Raw genomic sequence first — 18,456 nt, 5'->3', positions numbered from 1 at the left:
GGGGGCGGCAGAACGGGCGCCGGAGGCCGTACCGGCGGCACGGGAGCGGGGCCGCGCCCGCCCGCCCTGCGGCGCTCGATCATGGCCGTGGCGAGATCCGGCAGCCAGGCCGACGCCGTACCGCTGTCGTCACTGCCCGAGGCGAAGAGATGCGGCGCCAGCTGGGCCTGGAGGTCGGCGGGCGAGGGGCGGCGGGTGGCGTCCATCTGCATGCAGGAGTCGATGAGGGGTCTCAGCTCGTCCGGCAGCCCCTCCAGGTCCGGGCCCTCGCGCAGCAGCATGAAGACCGTCTCGACCGGATTGCCGCCGTGGTAGGGCGCGTGTCCGGTCGCGGCGAAGACGAGGGTCGAGCCGAGCGAGAAGATGTCGCTGGCGCCCGTGACGCTGCGTGAGTCCCTGGCCTGCTCGGGCGACATGTACGCGGGGGTGCCGACGGCGACGTTGGTCATGGTCAGCCGGGTGTTGGAGACACCGGAGGCGATCCCGAAGTCGATGACGCGCGGGCCGTCCTCCACCACCAGGACGTTCGACGGCTTCATGTCACGGTGGACCAGATTGGCGCCGTGGATGGACTGGAGCGCCTCGGCGATCCCCGCCGCCAGCCAGCGCACCGCCTGGGCCGGCATGGGACCGCACTCATTCACTATTTCTTCCAGCGAGGGCGCCGGTACGTAGGCGGTGGCCAGCCAGGGCACGGCGGCCCGGGGGTCGGCGTCCACGACCGCGGCGGTGTAGAACCCGCTGACGGCGCGGGCTGCCTCCACCTCACGCGTGAAGCGGACCCGGAACAGCTGGTCCTCGGCAAGTTCGGTACGGACCGTCTTGATCGCGACCCGGCGTCCCGATGCCGAACGCGCGAGATAGACCAGCCCCATGCCGCCGGCACCGAGCCGTCCCAGCACCTCGAAAGGGCCGATACGCCTCGGGTCGTGCTGCGTCAGCTGCTCCACTTGCCTGCCACCTCCCCGTACGGGCCACAAAGGTACGGCCCCGTGCCCCCTGATTCTTCCTGTCGGAGGCATCGGTTGCGAACCCGGGGGCGGATCGGAGTGTCCTACCGCGATCCGGACACCACGTGTGCCCGCGCTTACGCCGATTGCTCCGCTTCCTCGCCGTTCTCCGTGGTCTCTTCGCCTTCCCGGGTCCCGGCCCCGGGGTCCGGCTCCGGTTCCGGCTCTCGTTCCGGTTCCTCCAGTACGGCGAAGGACGCGCCCTGGTTGTCGTTGAACACGGCCATCCGCCCGTACTCGATGTCGAACGGCGGGGCCGTCACCCGGCCGCCGAGCCGGACGACGGCGGCGGCCGTCGCGTCGCAGTCGGCCACCGCGAAGTAGCTGAGGAAGTGGCCCGGCATCTCCACCGGGAAGGCGTCGGTGATCACGCTGCGCCCGCCGATCGCGGTGTCCGGGCCCGGTTCCGTACCGGCCGGGGACCACATGCGGAAGTCCACCGCGTCGTCGGACACGTCCGTGCCCCGGAAGCCGAAGACGGTCTCGTAGAAGGGGTCCACGCTCGCCTTGTCGCGGGTGTAGACCTCGGTCCAGCAGAAGGATCCCGGCAGGCCCTTCTTCTCGAAGCCCGTGTTGTCCCCGGTCTGCCAGAGGCCGAACACGGCGCCGGCCGGGTCCGCCGCGAGTGCCACGACGCCGAAGGCTCCCAGCGACATCGGCTCGCGCACCATCCGGCCGCCCGCGGCCGTGATCGTACGGCTGAGGGCGGCGGCGTCGGGGGTGGCGAAGTAGACGCCCCAGGCGGTCGGCATCCGGCCGTCGCGCTTGGCGGTGAGGCCGGCCACGCGCTTCCCGTCGCTGAAGGCTTCGGTGTAGTGCCCGGGGGCGGGGGTGTTCCCGGGGGCGTTGCGGCCGCCGTTGCCGCCGTTGCCGTCGTCGTCGCCGTCGTCGCCGAAGGTCCAGCCGAACAGCTCTCCGTAGAAGCGCTTGCCCGCCTCCAGGTCGGGGAGCGACACATCCACCCAGCACGGCGTGCCTTCCGCGAATGCGGCCATGAGCCAGGATCCTTCCGTGCGCCTTCCGCGTGTGGTGCCCGTCACAGCCAAGTTAAGGCGCTACGGGGCGGGGCGCAGGCCAGGAAAATAGAACATATGAGCCATTAGTGCGACACGATCCCTGTGGGCACTCGGGGCGCGCGGCAAAGTTGTCCACCGAAGTTGTCCACCGAAGTTGTCCACAGGCTGTTGATAACACTATTGGCGGGCTGAGCCCCCGAGGTCCCCACACGGACCCCTGAGGTCCCCCCGGGGCCCCCTGTGGACCCGTATGCGGAAGGGGTGGTTCCCCATTTGCAGTCGGCCAAATCGCGCTCAGATCACCCGTCGGTAAGCTGACGGCATGACAGGACAAGTACGCACCGTCGACGGCCGCGTGGCTGGTCGACGCGGCCAGGCGACGCGGCAGAAGCTGCTCGACTGCCTCAGCGAGATGCTCAGCTCCTCGCCGTACCGGGACGTCAAAGTCATCGACGTCGCCCGGAAGGCGGGGACTTCACCTGCGACCTTCTACCAATACTTCCCGGATGTCGAGGGCGCCGTCCTCGAAATCGCCGAGGAAATGGCCAAGGAGGGCACCGGGTTGACCGGACTGGTCTCCGGCCGCTCCTGGGCCGGCAAGGCCGGCTGGCAGACATCGGAAGATCTGGTGGAAGGTTTCCTCGACTTCTGGCGCAAGCACGACGCGATCCTGCGGGTCGTCGACCTGGGCGCCGCGGAGGGGGACAAGCGGTTCAACAAGATCCGCATGAAGGTCCTCAACTCCGTCACCAACTCCCTTACGGATTCCGTGAAGGAGCTCCAGTCCAAGGGCCGGGTCGACAAGGACGTCAGCCCGGCGGCGCTGGCCGGCTCCCTGGTCGTCCTGCTGGCCTCGGTGGCCTCGCACCAGAAGAGCTTCCAGGGCTGGGGTGTGAAGCAGGCCGAACTGAAGCCGAACCTGGCGCTGTTGGTGCATCTCGGCATCACCGGCAGGAAGCCCACGAAGTAATCGCGCCGCGCGAGCCGGCGCGGCGGCCGGCGGGCACGGCACCGGCGTGCCCTCACTCCCCCGTTCGCCCCGTTCTCCGTTCGCCCCGTTCTCCCCGTTCCCCGTCTCCCTCTTCTCCCCGTCCCACCGTCCCCCCGTCCTGTCACGCCGGCGGCGGATCAGACGACTGATCCTCTGATCCCCGCCGGCGCTCCCGTCCCCAGGAGGGGCCGGCGTCAGGCCGTGTCGCCCGGTGACGGCCTCAGGCCGTATCGGCGGGAAGCAACCGTTCCACCAGTGCGCCGAGCAGGGCGCCCGCGTCCTCGGCGGGGAAGACGCCCGGCAGCGTCAACCGTTCCACCACCAGCCAGTTGGTCGCCAGATAGATCATCCTGACGGTGTCGCCGTCGCCGGGAAGTCCGGCGTCCAGATGCCGCTGTACGTTCGCGTCGACGTCGTCGCGCACCCGCTCGGTGAGCAGCGCGCGCAGGGCCGGCCGGCGGGTGGCCTCCAGCCGCAGTTCGAGCAGGGCGAGATAGCCCGTACGGAACGCGGTGACCCGTTCCACCACCTCTCGCACCAGCTCCACCAGCCGCGCACGGGTGGCGGGTCCCCCGGACATCGCGGCCAGCGTCGCGTCGTCGGGGCGCAGCCGTTCGTAGATGCGGCCGCCGGCCTGGGTGAGGAGGTCGTCACGGTTGGCGAAGTAGTTGGACGCGGTGCCGCCGGGCACGGCCGCCTCGGCGTCGACGGCCCGGAAGGTGAGACCGCGGGCGCCTTCCCGGGCGAGCACCTCGATGGCCGCGTCGACGAGAGCGGCACGCCGGGCCAGGTTCTGTCGCATGCGCCGTTCGCGCCTTTCCTCTTCCGCCTCGAACCACTCCGAGTGTAGTGCCGTGGAGGTCCGGGTTAAATGAGCCGTATGGACGACGAACGAGGCGAGAGCCGGGACGAGGGCGGGTCCGCGAGCGCACAGGACGAGTTCCGTACGCTGCTGCGCGCCCAGCGCGTCTGGGACACGGAGCTGCCCGCCTTCGACCCCGCCACCGCGCCGGGCGAACCGCTGCCGCTCTTCCACCGGTGGTTCGCCGAGGCCGTGGCGGCGGGCCAGCCCGAGCCCCACACGATGACCCTCGCGACGGCCGACGAGCGGGGCCGGCCCGACGTACGGACGCTGATGCTGCACGACGCGGATGTACGGGGCTGGCACTTCGCCACCCACGCGACCAGCGCCAAGGGGCGGCAGCTGGCCGCCAGGCCGGAGGCCGCGCTCGGCTTCTACTGGGCGGCGCAGGGCCGTGCGGTACGGCTCCGGGGCGCGGTGGCGGTGGCCGACGCGGCGGAGACCCGGGCGGACCTGCGGGCCAGATCGAAGGGCGCGCTGGCCGCCGCGCTGGTGGGGCGCCAGAGCGAAGTCCTGCGCTCAGCCGCTGAGTTGGCGCGGGTGAGCGAGGACGCGTGGGAGCGGGCGGGGCACGATCCGGCGCCCGAGGCGCGGTCCTGGACGGGGTATGTACTGGAGCCGGACGAGGTGGAGTTCTTCCAGGGCGAGGCCCGCAGACGACACGTACGGCTGCGCTACCGGCGCGAAGGCACCACCTGGGCCAGGGAGTTGCTCTGGCCCTGAGCCTGTTGTCCGGCGTCCCCCGGGCCGGTGGGCCGCCCCCTCACCTCACGGGCCCCCTGCCCGCCGAACCGGCCCCCTGCCCGCCTTCGGCGGGTGCTCCGCCGAGGACGGGCAGGGGGACTTGGCTCTCAGGCGCGCTAGTTGGCCGGCACGCAGTCGTTCCCCCTCACCCAGAGGTTGCCTTCACCCCAGCCGTTCTCGCAGCGGTACGAGTCGCCCGAGTTCGCGTCGGTGAGGGTGAAGTCGGAGAGCGGGCCCCACTGGCCGCTGCCGCATTCCCGTCCGAACACGCCGGGCAGGTCCGCGTCCACTTCCTGACAGGTGATCGTTCCACCGGCCCGCATCGCCGCGGTGTGCGGTGCGGCCTGGGCGGCGGCCGGGGCCGCGGCGGCGAGGAACAGGCAGGCGGCAGCGGCGGTCAGGGTCCGCAGGCCGGCGCGGCGCAGCTGCTGGGTGGTGGTCATGCGACTCACTCCTTCGTGGTTGCCGGGGTCACCCCCGGGGACCCGTGTGGTCCTAGGGCGTGTCCGCGAAGTGGGGTCTGGCCCTCCGGGCGGACGACCCCACTTCGCGGACACGCCCTAGCGGCGAAAGTCCCCCGCGCACCGCGCCCTGAACGCGGTGCGGGAACGATTCACCGAGGCCCAGGACGCCCGCAATGGCGGAGCGCAGTGCGGGCGCCGTCAGGCGCCCCCGTTGGCGGTGATGTTCGCTCCGGCGATCCACTGGGCCCGGTCGGACGCCAGGAAGGCGATGAGCTCGGCGATGTCCCGGGAGTCGCCGCCGCGCCCGAGGGGCACCTGCGCGTAGGCCTGCTCCGCGCTGCCTCCCATGGCCCCGGCCACGGTTTGCAGGATCTCGCTGCCGCCAGGGGTGTCGACCATGCCGAGCGACACCAGGTTGACGCGGACACCGGCCGGGGCGAGCTGCGTGGCGAGGCCCTTGGACCAGCTTTCGAGCGCGGCCTTGGCGGCGCCGTAGTGCAGGAGGGGCGCGGGGGGATTGGCCGTGATGCCGGTCGTCAGGTTGATGACCGAGGCCCGCTCGGCTTCCTTGAGCGCCGCGAGAGCGGGAGTGGTGACCCGTACCGCCGAGAGGAAGTTGACCGCCAGGGAGTCCTCCCACTCCTCGTCGGGAATCTCGCCGAAGTGGACGCGGGACGCGCCCGCGCTGTTCACGAGGACGTCGAGACCGCCCAGGGTCTCCAGAGCCTTCTCGACCAGGCCCCGGGCGCCGTCCGCCGTGCGCAGGTCGGCCGCGATGAACGTCGAGTCCTCCGGAGTGTCGTCCGTACGGCCGCGGGCGCTGGTGACGACCACGGCACCGGCGTCGAGCAGGCGCCGCGCGGCGGCGGCGCCGACACCACGCGAACCCCCGGTGATCAGGACGCGGCGTCCGGCGAACTCCTCGGGAAGCGTGGGTGTGGGGATGTACATGAGGTCCTACCTCCAGAGCGAAAGGCGCGGGGAGGGGCTAGCCGCACCCACCCCCGCTTTACGTTTAACCATAAAACATCATACTCCGAGTCTGACGAAATTGAGGGGTGCCCCGAGCCCCCGCCTCCCCGGCTCCGAGTGGTGGGAGACTGACCTGGAGACATGCGTCCCCGGGGCGACAGGGCACACCAGGGCACCCGCCCGCCCTCCGGCGGACCGGGAGATCTGGAGCGATGAGCGAACCCCCGAAGGCCAGGGCCTACCGGTCGGACATGCGAACCCGGCACGCGGCGGAGACCCGGCGGCTGGTCGTCGCCTCGGCCGCTGAACTCTTCATCACGCAGGGTTACGCGGCGACGTCGATCAACGCGATCGCGGAGGCGGCGGGCGTGAGCCGCTCCACCGTCTTCACGGCGGCGGGCGGCAAGCTCACGCTGCTCAAGACGGCCTACGACGAGGCCATCGTCGGCGACGACCGACCGGTCCCCCTCGCGGAGCGGCCCGCGTCCCGGGAGATGCGGAGCCTCACCGAGGGCTCACAGATCGTCGCCCGTTACACGGGCATCCTCGCCGCGGCCATGTCCAGGGTCTCCGCGCTCTACGAAGTGGTACGGGTGGCCGCCGACACGGAACCGGACGCGGCACTGCTGTGGCAGGACATCCAGCGACAACGCCTCGACGGAGCACGGCAGATCGTCGAGCTGCTCGTCGCCGTCGGCCCCCTCACCGGCTCCCTCACGCCTGACCGGGCCGCCGACGTCATCACCGTCTACAACGACCCCGGCGTCCACCACCAGTTGGTCCGTAACCGCGGCTGGCAGGAGGACGCCTTCCGGCGATGGCTGGCACGCACCCTCCACCACGAGCTCCTCGACGGCCCGCCGGAAGAGGCCTGACGGCCGGTCCGGCCGGGGCGGGAGGATTGGGCAAGAGTCCGGGAGGATCGGTCTTTCCGCAGGCCGGGGGCGGCGGTTGGCTGGGGGGTGACACATCCCGTACGGAGCGAACCGGACTCCGCAGGCCCAGGAGGCACCCCATGAACGTAGCCGTCGTCACCGGCGCGAGCTCAGGCATCGGACAGAGCGCGGCCCTTCACCTCGCCCGGCGGGGCTCCGGCGTCATCCTCACGTACAGCTCCAACGAGCGCGGGGCCGAGGACACCGTCGCGCGGATCGAAGAGCGGGGCGGCACCGCCGTGGCGCTGCGCCTGGACCTCGGCGACAGCGCCGGATTTCCCGCCTTCCGGGCGGAGGTGGCCGGCGTGCTGCGCGGCACGTTCGAGCGGGACTCCTTCGACCAGCTGGTCAACAACGGCGGATTCGCCGGGTCGGCGATGATCGAGGACGCCCTGGAGGAGGAGTTCGACCGGCTCACCCGCGGTCTGTTCAAGGGTCCGTTCTTCCTCACCCAGACGCTGCTGCCGCTCCTGGCCGACGGGGGCGCCGTCGTCAACGTCACCAGCAACTCCACCCTGCCCCACGTGACCGCGCCGGGATACTCCGTCTACGCGTCCCTCAAGGGTGCGGTGGTCGTGCTCAGCCGCTACATGGCCAAGGAGTTCAGCGCTCGCGGCATCCGCGTGAACTCGGTCGCCCCGGGCGCGACCGTCACGCGTCTCGGCGGTGACGCCTTCGCCAAGAACCCCGAGATCATTCCGGAGCTGGCGAAGACGTTCGCCCTCGGCCGGGTCGGGGAGCCCGACGACATCGGCATGGTGATCGCCATGCTGGTCTCGGAGGAGGGCCGCTGGATCACGGGCCAGGACATCGAGGTCTCCGGCGGCCAGAACCTCTGACCCCCCGCCCGGTGGACGGTGCCACTTACCAACGTCCTCAAACGCCGGACGGGCTGGGTGGTGCCCCTGCCCGGTGCGGCGGCGCGGGTTACTGCGTCCTCAAGCGCCGGACGGGCTGAATGTGGTCTCCGCCCGGTGCGCGGGCGCGGGTCACCGATGTCCTCAAACGCCGGACAGGCTGGATGGTGCACCCGCCCGGTGCACCGGCGCGGGTCACCGCGTCCTCAAACGCCGGACAGGCTGGAAGTGCGCGCGCACGGGGCCTTCGCGTGACACTGGCACCATGGATCCGCTGGACGAGATGCGCGCGCTCCTGATTCGGCAGGCGCGCGCCGACATGACCACGGCGATCGACGGGGTCCGGGCCTGCCGGTTCGACCGTGCGGACGCTCCCGCGCCGGGCATGTCCGGGACCGTGCTCGCCGTGATCGCCCAGGGCCGCAAGCGTCTCGCGCTGGGCGAGCATCTTTACGAGTACGGGCCCGGCCAGTACCTCGTCGCCTCCGCCGATCTGCCCGTCACGGGGCATGTCGTCGACACCGGGGACACGAGGGACACCGGGCGGCCCACCCTCGGCTTCGGCATGACCCTCAGCCCCGCGGCCATCGCCGAACTCCTCCTGGAGGCCGACCCCCACGACCTGCCGGCCCTCGCCGACAGCACCGCGCCCCCGGGCATCGCGGTCTCCACGGCCCCGCCCCCGCTGCTGGACGCCGTCGTGCGCCTGCTGCGGCTCCTGGAACGGCCGGCCGACCGCAAGATCCTCGCCCCGATGGTCAAACGCGAGATCCTCTGGCACCTCCTGCGCGGCGAGCAGGGGAGCGCCATCCGCCAACTGGGCCTCGCGGACAGCGGTCTGGCCCACATCAACCGCGCAGTGCGGCGGATCCGGGAGAACTACGCCGATCCGTTCCGCGTCGAAGACCTCGCGCGGCTCGCGGGCATGAGCGTGTCCGCCTTCCACCGCAACTTCCAGACGGTCACCGGAATGAGCCCCATCCAGTTCCAGAAGCGCATCCGCCTCCAGGAGGCCCGGCTCCTGCTGGCCGGCCGCCCGTCCGACATCAGCGGTGTCGGTCTCCGCGTCGGCTACGAGAGCCTTTCCCAGTTCAGCCGCGAGTACCGCCGCCTGTTCGGCACGCCGCCCAGCAAGGACACCACCCTGCGCGCTTCCCCGGCGGAACACGCCGCCGTGCTGCCCTGACGACGCGACGATCTGACGACCTGATGACCTCCGCGCGGTCCGCGTCCGGCGCGGATTCTCAGCCCCCGGGCAGGGCGTCCGGCGATACGTCCGGGTCCGTCGCAAGCCTGGCGTGTTGGTGCACGTCCTGGAAGGCGTCCGTACGGCCCGAGGCGAACATCCCGTCCCGGATGGTGCCTTCGTACCGGTAACCGCAGCGCTCCGCGATCCGGCACGAGGCGTCGTGGCCCAGCGCGTGGCCCAGGTCGATCCGGTGCAGGCCCGCCTCCTCGAACCCCCACCGGCCGCACACCGCCAGCGCGCGGCTCGCGACGCCCCGGCCGCGGGCCTCCGGCAGCACCCAGTACCCCACACGCGCGCTGCGCATCCGCAGGTCGATCAGGGCCAGGCCGACATGGCCCAGGATCCGCCCGTCCGCCGCGTCGGTGACACAGAAGTGCGCCATCTCGCCGCTCTCCCGGCCCTCCGCGCGCTGGCGGATGTGCTCCGCCGCGCCGGCCTCGTCGGTGACGGGGACGAGCGGGGTGTTCCAGCGCAGGAACTCGGGATCGGTCTGGCCGCGCACCAGCGTGGCCTCGTCGCCGGTACGCCACGGGCGCAGGCGGAGGCCGTGTCCGAGGACGTCGGCAGGTGGGGGGAGGCGGCGGCGGTCGTTGAATATGTCGTGGTTCACGCGCCCATTCAACCTCCCGCCGTTCGACCTCCCACCACCCCGCGTGATCGATTCGCAACCGAACCCCGGCTTGACCGAGACCAAACAATTGGTGTCGCGATTACGCTCGGTACATGGCCGCCGACACCGACCCCAGCACCGACCTGCCCGTGTACGTCATAGGCGGTGGCCCGGGTGGGCTCGCCGTCGCCGCCGCGCTGCGCGAACGGGGCGTACGTACCGTCGTACTGGAGAGGTCCGAGGCCGTCGCGGCCTCCTGGCGCCGCCACTACCGCCGGCTGCGTCTGCACACCACCCGGCGGAGGTCGGCGCTCCCCGGGCTCAAGATCCCGCGTTCGGCGGGGCGTTGGGTCGCCCGGGAGGACGTCGTGCGCTACCTGGAGGCGTACGCGGAACACCACGCACTCGAAATCGTCACCGGCGTCGAGGTCACCCGGATCGAGCGCGCCCCCGGCGGTGCCGGCTGGTTGCTGCACGCGACGGGCGGGCGGCAGCTGACCGGGCGGGGGGTCGTCGTGGCGACCGGCTACAACCACACGCCCAAACTGCCGGACTGGCCCGGACGCGAGGCGTACGAAGGGGAGTTGCTGCACGCGGGCGACTACCGCGACGCGCGGCCGTACGCGGGCAAGGACGTGCTGGTCGTCGGCGTCGGCAACACGGGCGCGGAGATCGCGGTCGACCTGGTCGAGGGCGGGGCGGCGCGGGTACGGCTCGCGGTGCGCACCGTCCCGCACATCGTGCGCCGTTCGACGCTGGGGTGGCCGGCGCAGTCGTCCGGCATCCTGATCCGCCGCCTGCCGGCCCGGCTCGTGGACCCGCTCGCCGCGCTCCAGGCCCGGATCGCCCTCCCCGACCTGACGTCGAAGGGCCTGCCCCGGCCGGACACGGGCCTGCTGTCGCGGGCGCGCGAGGGCGCGATCCCGGTGCAGGACGTGGGCCTGGTCGACGCGGTCCGCAAGGGCCGCGTGGAGCCGGTCGCGGCGGTGGAGTCCTTCGAGGAGGACAAGGTCGTCCTCGCGGACGGCACCCGGATCGCCCCCGACGCGGTGATCGCGGCGACGGGCTACCGCCGCGCCCTGGAGGGCCTGGTGGGCGACCTGGACATCCTGGACGCCCGGGGCCGCCCCCGCGTCCACGGCCCCCGCACCACCCCCACCGCCCCCGGCCTCCACTTCACCGGCTTCACGAACCCGATCAGCGGAATGCTCCGCGAACTCTCCCGGGACGCCCGCCGCATCGCGAAGGCACTGTCGCGGTAGGTGGTGGGATGTCAGTACCTCGGCCTGAGTGAGCAGCATCGTGGTAGGACGAACTCTTACATCGACGTGCTCGCCACGAAGAGAGTGCTGCTCGGTGACCCGTACACCAGCTCACTGTCTTCCGTAAACAGCGGATGCGGGAGGCGGACGAGGTCGAGCGGGCGATTCGGAGCATGCGCGACTGCATGGTCCAGGAACACAGTGCCGATGAGGAGTAGTGGGATGGCCGACCGTAAGAGGTGGAGCGAGCTGAGGAACGACTCGCTCGCGCACCCCGAAGCTCGTGAGGCGTACGAGGAAGCACGTATCCAGTACGAACTCGGTGTCGCTGTGCGTGAACGGCGTGAAGCACTCGGGATGACTCAGGCGCAGCTGGCGCAGGCGGCCGGATTGCAGCAGCCCGCCGTCGCGCGCTTCGAGGCGGGCGGCACCATTCCCACGCTGCCGCTCCTGGAGCGTTTCGCCTCGGCCCTCCAGCTGAGGCTCAATGTGGGCTTCGAGCCTCTCGACCAGGCAGGCTGAGCCGCCTCACACCCCCACCACCGGCTTGGCCGGTGGCACGCGGCGGATCACCAGGGCCATCAGCGCCGCCGCCGCGCACAGGGCGCCCGACGCGTACCAGACCACGTCGTACGAGCCGAAGACGTCTCGCGCGACGCCGCCCGCGAACGCGACGATCGCCGCGCCGACCTGGTGGGAAGCCAGGACCCAGCCGAAGACGATCGCGCTGTCGTCGCCGTAGTGCTCGCGGCACAGGGCGATCGTCGGCGGGACCGTGGCGACCCAGTCCAGGCCGTAGAAGATAATGAAGAACAGCATCGGCGGATGCACGCTCGGCGCCAGCAGCATCGGCAGGAAGAGCAACGAGACGCCGCGCAGGGCGTAGTAGACGGCCAGCAGCCGCCGGGCCTCGAAGCGGTCGGTGAACCAGCCCGAGGCGATCGTGCCGATCACGTCGAAGACCCCGATCACCGCGAGCAGCGAGGCCGCCGCCGTGATCGGCATGCCGTGGTCGTGCGCCGCCGGTACGAAGTGGGTCTTGACCAGGCCGTTGGTCGAGGCGCCGCAGATCGCGAACGTCCCGGCCAGCAGCCAGAACGGCCCGGTGCGGGCCGCCGACACCAGCACCCCGACCGCCCGCCGCGCCGCCCCCGGCACCGGCCCCGGCTTGGGTACGTAGGTGGCCGCGCCGTACGCCGCCAGCCCCACGTCCGCCGGGTGGTCCCGCAGCAGCAGCCAGACGAACGGGACCACCGCGATCGCCGCCAGCGAGACCGTGATCGAGGCCGGCCGCCAGCCGTGGTGCTCCACCAGCCAGGACAGGAACGGCAGGAACACCAGCTGCCCGGACGCGCCCGCCGCCGTGAGGATGCCGGTCACCAGGCCGCGCTTGGCGACGAACCAGCGGTTGGTGACCGTGGCCGCGAAGGCCAGCGCCATCGAGCCGCTGCCGAGCCCGACCAGGACGCCCCAGAACAGGACCAGTTGCCAGGCCGCCGTCATCCAGACCGTGAGCAGCGCCCCGACCGAGATGATCGTCAGGGCGACGGCCACCACCCGGCGGATCCCGAAGCGGTCCATCAGCGCGGCGGCGAACGGCGCGGTCAGCCCGTACAGCGCCAGGTTGACCGAGACCGCGAACCCGATCGTGCCGCGCGACCAGTCGAACTCCTGGTGCAGCGGGTCGATCAGCAGTCCGGGCAGCGAGGCGAAGGCCGCGGCGCCGACGATCGTCACGAACGTGACGACGGCGACGAACCACGCCCGGTGGATACGGCCGGGGGCGCGGGGAGCGCCGGTGGCCGTCGCCGGGGGCGCGGGAACGTCGTCCGCGGAACGTTCGGTTGTCTGTGTCACGTCAACGAGGATCCCGGAGGCCCGGAACGCGGGCGAGTGGCCCGACGGACAGCGTTCGCTAGGATCGGGCCATGGGAGGGGAGGACAGCATGCGCCCGACAGCCGAGACACCGCCCTTGGAGAAACGTCACTTCACGCGCCTCAGCCCCCGCACCGGCCGCGCCGCCAGCAGCACCCCGCACACCCCCACGTTGATCAGCGCCCCCGCGACCAGCACGTCCCGTACCCCGATCGACTCCGCCACCGGTCCCGCCAGCGCCCGGCCCACCGCCAGCATGATCAGCGAGCCCGCCACGTCGTACGCGTGCAGCCGGTTGAGCGCCTCGTTCGGGATCTGTGTCTGTACGGTCGTCGACCACATCACCAGCCAGAACGCCAGCGAGACCCCGCCCACGAAGAAGCCCCCGGCGAGGACCGGCACGGGGACGTCGTACGCCAGCACCAGCACGTTCGGAATCACCCCGAACAGCGCGAACGTCCCCGCGAAGAGCGGCCGGTGGGGCCGCAGCCGCATCGCGATCAGCGCGCCCACCACCTCGCCCGCGCCGTTGAAGGTCATCATCAGCCCGTACATCGCGGAGCTGTGCCGGTCGGTGACCACCACCGCCTCCAGCGGGGTGATCGGGCCGAGCACGGTGATGCCGTACACCGACCACACCGCGATGACCCCCCACAGCCAGGAACGGGCCCGGAACTCCCGCCAGCCGCCGACCAGTTCGGAGAGCATCGACTCCCCCTTCACCGGCGCCATGGAGTCCATCCGGATGAGGAGGAAACAGATCCCGCTGATCCCGAAGGTCGCCGCGTTGACCCCGAAGATCATCCCGGGCCCGCCGAACCCGGCCAGCGCGCCCGCGATCGCGGGACCCGCCATCGCGGTCACCGACTCCGCGACCCGCAGCACCGCGTTGCCGCGCTGCACATCGGGCGCCATCAGCGGCAGCATGCTGGCCACCCCGGGCTGGAAGACGGCCGCGCCGAGGCCGTTGAGGGCGCTCAGCGCGTACACCAGCCAGAGCGGCGGCGCGCCGGAGGCGAACGCGCCGGCCAGGACCACCGTGCTGACCAGCCGCACCACATCGGCGAGGACCATCATCCGGCGCGGGGTGAAGCGGTCGGCCAGCACGCCGCCGACGATCACGAACCCGGCGAAGCACACCATCCACGAGCCGAGCGCGAAGCTGACGGCCGAGGCGCCGTGCCCGGTGTCGAGGAGCCCCGCCGCGAGGGCGACGGGCACCATGCCGTCGCCGAAGCGGGCCACGGTACGGGCGAGGAAGAAGAGCCGGAAGTTACGGTTCCAGAGCTTCGCCCCCGGGTCGTCCGGCTCGGCCGGAAGCGGTTCGGGGGGTGCCTGGGCCGTCAGGTGCTTGTGGGTCACAGAAGGGACAGATATCAAGGAACTGGTCTGGACCACCAGGGGGTATCCAGCACGCGGACCACGGAACAGCGACCCGACAGGAGAGAACGCCATGCAGGACCGACCGCCCCACCGCGTCGTCGTACTCGCCCTCGAAGGGCTGCTCCCCTTCGAACTCGGCATCCCCCACCGGATCTTCGGCCGCCCCACCGACGCGCGGGGCAGGCCGCTGTACGAGGTCGTCACCTGCTCGGTCCGGCCCCCGGGACCCGTACGTACCGACGCCGACTTCTCGATCCTCGTCGAGAACGGGCCCGAGGCCCTCGCCACCGCCGACACCGTGATCGTCCCGGCCTCGTACGAGCTGGGTCCCGTCTACGACGAAGGGGTGCTCACCGAGGAGTTGGCCGCCGCCTTCGCGCACCTCCGGCCCGGCACCCGGCTGGTCTCCATCTGCACGGGCGGCTTCGTGCTGGCGGCGGCCGGGTTCCTCGACGGCCGCCCCGCCACCACCCACTGGTCCAACGCCGCCCATTTCCAGCGGCTCTTCCCCCGGGTCAGGGTGGACGCGGACGTCCTGTTCGTGGACGACGGGGACGTCCTGACCTCGGCGGGGGTCGCCGCGGGGATCGATCTCTGCCTGCACATCGTGCGGCGCGACCACGGCACGGCGGTCGCCAACGACGTGGCGCGCCGGACGGTCGTACCCCCGCACCGGGACGGCGGACAGGCCCAGTACATCGAACGGCCCCTGCCCGAGCCGCAGTCGGCGTCCACCACCGGGGCGCGGACCTGGGCGCTGGTACGCCTCCACGAACCGATCCAGCTCCGGGACATGGCGGAGCGACAGTCCATGTCCGTACGGACGTTCACGCGCCGCTTCCGTGAGGAGACGGGGATCAGCCCGGGGCAGTGGCTGGTGCGGCAGCGGGTCGAACTGGCCCGGCACCTGCTGGAGTCGACGGATCTCTCCGTCGACCAGGTGGCGCGGAAGGCCGGCTTCGGCACGGCCCAGTCGATGCGCCAGCACCTCCAGTCGGCGCTGGGTGTCGCGCCGACGGTCTACCGCCGTACGTTCCGGGCGGGAGCGGCACCGGCCAGGTGATCCGGCCGCTGCCACCGCCGCGCGTACGCCTCATGCCGTACGGGTCATGCCGTACGCCTCATGCCGTACGGGTCACGGCCCGCGACGACCGGTAGGCGGGCGCGGGCGCGGGCGAGGCCGGGACCTTCGAAGGGGGAGGCGGGGAGAGGGGGGCCGGCGGCCTGGGGGGCCGGGGCGTGGCGGCCGGGGGCGGCGGAGCGGCCTCGGCCGGAAGGGGCGCGCGGGGCGTTTCGGGTGTCGCCGAAGCCGCACCCGTACCCGTATCCGCCGCTGTCCCCGTAGCGGCACCCGTACTCGATCCCGGTCCCGTCGCCGACTGCGGCGTACATCGGTCCACTTCGCACCAGATGCGCTTGCCCGCGCCCTCCGGCTGCCATCCCCACCGGTCGGCGAGTCCGTCGACCAGTTCGAGACCGCGGCCGTTGGTGGCCTCGCTGGTCGCGTGGCGGGGGCGCGGCGGGCAGGCGCTGGAGTCCGCGACCTCGACCCGTACCGTCCCCGCCTCCGCCGCGCCCGAGCCGAAGAGCATCCGCAGCACGGCCGGACAGCCCGTGTGCACCACCGCGTTGGTCACCAGCTCGGAGATCAGCAGGATCAGCGTCTCCGCGACCGGCTCGTCATCCTCCATCCCGGAACCCACGAGCCTCGACCGGGCCCACCGACGGGCCCGCCCCACCTCCGCGGGGTCGGGCCCAACCTCCAACTGAACCAGAAGCACCTGCACCGCTCACACCATCCGAACCGGCGGACACATCGCCTCGCGCGTCGACAAGGTCCTCAACAAGGTCACAGAACGTGATTCCCTTGCGACACAGCATGGTTGACGTACAGTCACCGCAACAAGCGCTTCGGGCATATTCCAGCGCGAAGGAGTACGCGTGGTGCATACTGTGCGACGCACGTCACGGGGAGTCGAACACGGGCGCGCACGGCGCCCTGACGGCGTGCGAGCGGCGCGCATTCGGGCTTCCGGCGCCGCCGTACCGGCAGCACCGCGACCCTCGCGCCTCAGGACCTCTCGCACCCGAGCGAGCGTACCGGAGCAGCCGCGTGACTCCGGGCCGTGACGGCCCGCCGTAAGGACACAACCCGGTATCGACCTCGCGGCGCGGGCGATCACCACACAGGGTGACGCAAAAGCGTGCTGAGGCCAGAGCTTTTGGGCATGCCAGCGCTTTTGGGCGCGGCGACGCGGCCCGTGCCGGAGCTCTCGGGCACAGGGCACAACAGGTGGGGGCCGGGTGGGTGGCCGGCCCCGGCACTGTCAGGGCTCGGGCGTGACGTAGTACGCGGCGAAGCCGCTGAGGATCTCATCCTCCTGGATCCGGCCGTCGCCGTCCGCGTCGAGGGCGGCGGCCGCCAGCGCGGCGACGTCCGGGGCGACACCCAGGACGCGCAGCGCGCGCTCGGCCGCCGCCGGGGTGACGCCGTCACCGTCCTCGTCGGCCACGGCGATCACCGCGTGCAGGAACGGCCGGGCGATCTCGGCGAACCGCTGCGGGCTGTCGCGCAGCCGCTTCACCGCGCCGGTGATGAACTCCTGCTTGCTGACCCGCTGGTCGCCGTCGACGTCCGCGATGCCCGCCATGCCCTGCCAGAACGCCTCGGCGCCGCTGTAGAGCGCCTGCCCCTTGTCGGAGCGTGCCGTCACGCCGAACTCGGCGAGCAGGTGCGCCGCGGCGCCGCTGAAGTCCTCACGGTCGATGAAACCGTTGCCGTCCTGGTCGAAGGCCGCGAACCGGCGGGCGATCTTGCCCTCGTACTCTGTGCTGTCCATGGCGGGAGCGTACGACGACGGACCGCCGTCGTGTGGGGGGTCAGGCGGACACCGGCCTGACCCGGTCCTCCGTCGCGCTCGCCACATCGGGGTAGATCTGGAACAGACGCCGGACGCCGAGGGCCGCGAGGACCCGGTTGACATGGGATCCCTCCTCCGCGCCCCGGGCCGGCAGGACGATGTGCAGACTGCCCCCGCAGGAGCGGATCAGCCTGCGGGCGGCGATCAGCACGCCGACCCCGCTGGAATCGCAGAAGAAGACCTGCGAGAGGTCGAGCACCAGCGCGTGGCGGCCCGCCGCGACGGCGTCATGGACCCGCTGGCGGATTTCGGGGGAGGTGATGAGGTCCAGCTCGCCTGTGATGCGGAAAACGGTCCACGGTCCCCGCTCGGTCTCGTCCACCTTGAGCGTCACGTGCCCGAACCCCTCTCTTCAGTTTGTGGGGGATTCCGGGGCTCTCCTCCAGCTCCCCCATGGACTGGGGCGTTTCCCCGCCCCATCTCCGGCAAACGCGATCCCTGAAGAGTGGCCTGATCTCGACCCCACCCGGCCGAAGAGGGGCGCACTTGACGTAAAGGGACGTGCGTTGTCGGTGCCGCCGACTACATTCGAAGAGGCGGCGGGCTGCCGCGTCATGGGGGACAGTGACACGGAAGCGGAAGAAGAGAAGCGGCAGAGGCGGAAGCGGGGCAGGGGCAGCGGCACGGCCGACAGGCCGAGGACAGGGGTGGGGGTCGCATGGCGAAGGAGACACCGCCCCGTTGGGACCGCAGGATGCAGCAGCGGCTCTCGCGGGGCGAGGCCGCCGCGCTCGGTGAGCTGTACGACCGGTTCGCGTCGCTGGTCCACAGCCTCGCCCACCGCGTGCTGGACGACGACGCGGACGCGGACCGCGTCACCCGCGAGGTCTTCGGGCACGTGTGGGAGAACCCGGACGCGTACGACCCCCGGCAGGGCTCCCTGCCGGTCGTGGGTGGCCAGGCTGGCCCGGCAGAAGGCCGTGGAGCGGCTCCGGCAGACCGAGTCCGCCGCGTACGAAGCGGCCGGCGAGGACACGGCGGAGGGGCTGGCGGAGCTGGAACTCAAGGTGCGCCGGGCCGCCGCGGCGGCCCGCGCGGACTACATAGTCAGCTCGATGCCGACGTCCCTGCGGGCCGCGCTGGAACTGGCTTATTTCCAGCGCAGGGACTACCGGCAGACCGCGGCGGACCTCGGGGTCACGGAGGACGAGGCACGCCGCCGGCTGAGGCTGGGACTGCAACTGCTCTCCACGGCCAACACCCAAGCGCTGGAGGGCTTCACGCCTCCGGGGAACGGACGCTCCCTGTGACGGGCCCGCTGGACGGCGACCCGGGCGGGCGCCGGCGGCGGCTGCCCTGGCTGC

The 18,456-nt window shown here is 71.8% G+C and carries 18 protein-coding genes and 2 pseudogenes; 9 read left to right on the top strand and 11 right to left on the bottom strand.

The genetic code is table 11. The features are described from left to right. Together GT042_RS27165 and GT042_RS27160 are read right to left on the bottom strand one after the other, a co-directional pair. A partial coding sequence (locus GT042_RS27165) for a serine/threonine-protein kinase (protein WP_345943936.1) occupies positions 1-950 on the bottom strand: 950 nt, incomplete at its 3' end. 137 nt (positions 951-1,087) lie between these two features. Further along, entirely contained in the window at positions 1,088-2,005 is a 918-nt protein-coding gene (locus GT042_RS27160) for a VOC family protein (protein WP_161311363.1), read from the bottom strand. Positions 2,006-2,348: 343 nt separating this feature from the next. On the opposite strand from GT042_RS27160, the gene GT042_RS27155 reads away from it, so the two are divergent. Beyond that, positions 2,349-2,996, top strand: a complete 648-nt coding sequence (locus GT042_RS27155) for a TetR family transcriptional regulator (protein WP_161311362.1) — start codon at positions 2,349-2,351, stop codon at positions 2,994-2,996. Positions 2,997-3,237: 241 nt separating this feature from the next. Here the strand turns inward: GT042_RS27155 and GT042_RS27150 are convergent, their stop codons facing one another. After that, complete coding sequence (locus GT042_RS27150) at positions 3,238-3,819, bottom strand: TetR/AcrR family transcriptional regulator (RefSeq protein ID WP_161311361.1); 582 nt, start codon at positions 3,817-3,819, stop codon at positions 3,238-3,240. A gap of 78 nt (positions 3,820-3,897) precedes the next feature. On the opposite strand from GT042_RS27150, the gene GT042_RS27145 reads away from it, so the two are divergent. Continuing rightward, positions 3,898-4,602, top strand: a complete 705-nt coding sequence (locus GT042_RS27145; RefSeq protein WP_161311360.1) for a pyridoxal 5'-phosphate synthase — start codon at positions 3,898-3,900, stop codon at positions 4,600-4,602. 137 nt (positions 4,603-4,739) lie between these two features. Here GT042_RS27145 and GT042_RS27140 read toward each other — a convergent pair whose 3' ends face one another. Next, complete coding sequence (locus GT042_RS27140; protein ID WP_161311359.1) at positions 4,740-5,066, bottom strand: hypothetical protein; 327 nt, start codon at positions 5,064-5,066, stop codon at positions 4,740-4,742. A 219-nt stretch (positions 5,067-5,285) separates the two neighbouring features. After that, positions 5,286-6,038: an oxidoreductase gene (locus tag GT042_RS27135; protein ID WP_161311358.1), complete on the bottom strand. Its 753-nt coding sequence runs from the start codon at positions 6,036-6,038 to the stop codon at positions 5,286-5,288. A 233-nt stretch (positions 6,039-6,271) separates the two neighbouring features. Here GT042_RS27135 and GT042_RS27130 point away from each other — a divergent pair, with 233 nt between their 5' ends. The 3 genes from GT042_RS27130 (at position 6,272) to GT042_RS27120 (ending at position 9,037) form a co-directional block, all read left to right on the top strand. Next, the gene (locus GT042_RS27130) at positions 6,272-6,934 is read left to right on the top strand and encodes a helix-turn-helix domain-containing protein (protein WP_161311357.1); all 663 of its coding nucleotides are present in this window, start codon (positions 6,272-6,274) and stop codon (positions 6,932-6,934) included. Between the two features lie 140 nt (positions 6,935-7,074). Continuing rightward, positions 7,075-7,833: an SDR family oxidoreductase gene (locus tag GT042_RS27125; RefSeq protein WP_161311356.1), complete on the top strand. Its 759-nt coding sequence runs from the start codon at positions 7,075-7,077 to the stop codon at positions 7,831-7,833. 283 nt (positions 7,834-8,116) lie between these two features. After that, positions 8,117-9,037, top strand: coding sequence for an AraC family transcriptional regulator (locus GT042_RS27120; RefSeq protein ID WP_161311355.1), 921 nt, complete (start codon positions 8,117-8,119; stop codon positions 9,035-9,037). Between the two features lie 58 nt (positions 9,038-9,095). Here GT042_RS27120 and GT042_RS27115 read toward each other — a convergent pair whose 3' ends face one another. Further along, positions 9,096-9,710 (bottom strand): GNAT family N-acetyltransferase, encoded by a 615-nt coding sequence (locus GT042_RS27115; RefSeq protein WP_345943935.1) that lies wholly within the window; start codon positions 9,708-9,710, stop codon positions 9,096-9,098. 113 nt (positions 9,711-9,823) lie between these two features. On the opposite strand from GT042_RS27115, the gene GT042_RS27110 reads away from it, so the two are divergent. Further along, positions 9,824-10,972, top strand: a complete 1,149-nt coding sequence (locus GT042_RS27110) for an NAD(P)/FAD-dependent oxidoreductase (protein WP_161311354.1) — start codon at positions 9,824-9,826, stop codon at positions 10,970-10,972. Between the two features lie 222 nt (positions 10,973-11,194). Continuing rightward, on the top strand, positions 11,195-11,494 hold the full coding sequence (locus tag GT042_RS27105; RefSeq protein WP_161311353.1) for a helix-turn-helix transcriptional regulator: 300 nt from the start codon (positions 11,195-11,197) through the stop codon (positions 11,492-11,494). A 6-nt stretch (positions 11,495-11,500) separates the two neighbouring features. Here GT042_RS27105 and GT042_RS27100 read toward each other — a convergent pair whose 3' ends face one another. After that, positions 11,501-12,745 (bottom strand): MFS transporter, encoded by a 1,245-nt coding sequence (locus tag GT042_RS27100; RefSeq protein WP_345943937.1) that lies wholly within the window; start codon positions 12,743-12,745, stop codon positions 11,501-11,503. Between the two features lie 211 nt (positions 12,746-12,956). Beyond that, complete coding sequence (locus GT042_RS27095) at positions 12,957-14,210, bottom strand: MFS transporter (RefSeq protein ID WP_345943934.1); 1,254 nt, start codon at positions 14,208-14,210, stop codon at positions 12,957-12,959. A gap of 91 nt (positions 14,211-14,301) precedes the next feature. Here GT042_RS27095 and GT042_RS27090 point away from each other — a divergent pair, with 91 nt between their 5' ends. Beyond that, positions 14,302-15,294, top strand: a complete 993-nt coding sequence (locus GT042_RS27090; protein WP_161311350.1) for a helix-turn-helix domain-containing protein — start codon at positions 14,302-14,304, stop codon at positions 15,292-15,294. A gap of 328 nt (positions 15,295-15,622) precedes the next feature. Here GT042_RS27090 and GT042_RS27085 read toward each other — a convergent pair. The 3 genes and pseudogenes from GT042_RS27085 to GT042_RS27075 all read right to left on the bottom strand — a co-directional run. Continuing rightward, positions 15,623-16,018, bottom strand: a pseudogene (locus GT042_RS27085) (ATP-binding protein); the annotation flags it as partial. A gap of 540 nt (positions 16,019-16,558) precedes the next feature. After that, entirely contained in the window at positions 16,559-17,071 is a 513-nt protein-coding gene (locus GT042_RS27080) for an EF-hand domain-containing protein (protein WP_161311349.1), read from the bottom strand. A gap of 40 nt (positions 17,072-17,111) precedes the next feature. Continuing rightward, the gene (locus GT042_RS27075) at positions 17,112-17,486 is read right to left on the bottom strand and encodes an STAS domain-containing protein (protein WP_161311348.1); all 375 of its coding nucleotides are present in this window, start codon (positions 17,484-17,486) and stop codon (positions 17,112-17,114) included. A gap of 324 nt (positions 17,487-17,810) precedes the next feature. Here GT042_RS27075 and GT042_RS27070 point away from each other — a divergent pair. Further along, positions 17,811-18,402, top strand: a pseudogene (locus GT042_RS27070) (sigma-70 family RNA polymerase sigma factor). Positions 18,403-18,456 lie beyond the last annotated feature (54 nt).

Source organism: Streptomyces sp. SID3212, assembly GCF_009865405.1.
Classification (GTDB): domain Bacteria; phylum Actinomycetota; class Actinomycetes; order Streptomycetales; family Streptomycetaceae; genus Streptomyces.
This window is presented reverse-complemented; position numbering and strand designations above follow the sequence as displayed.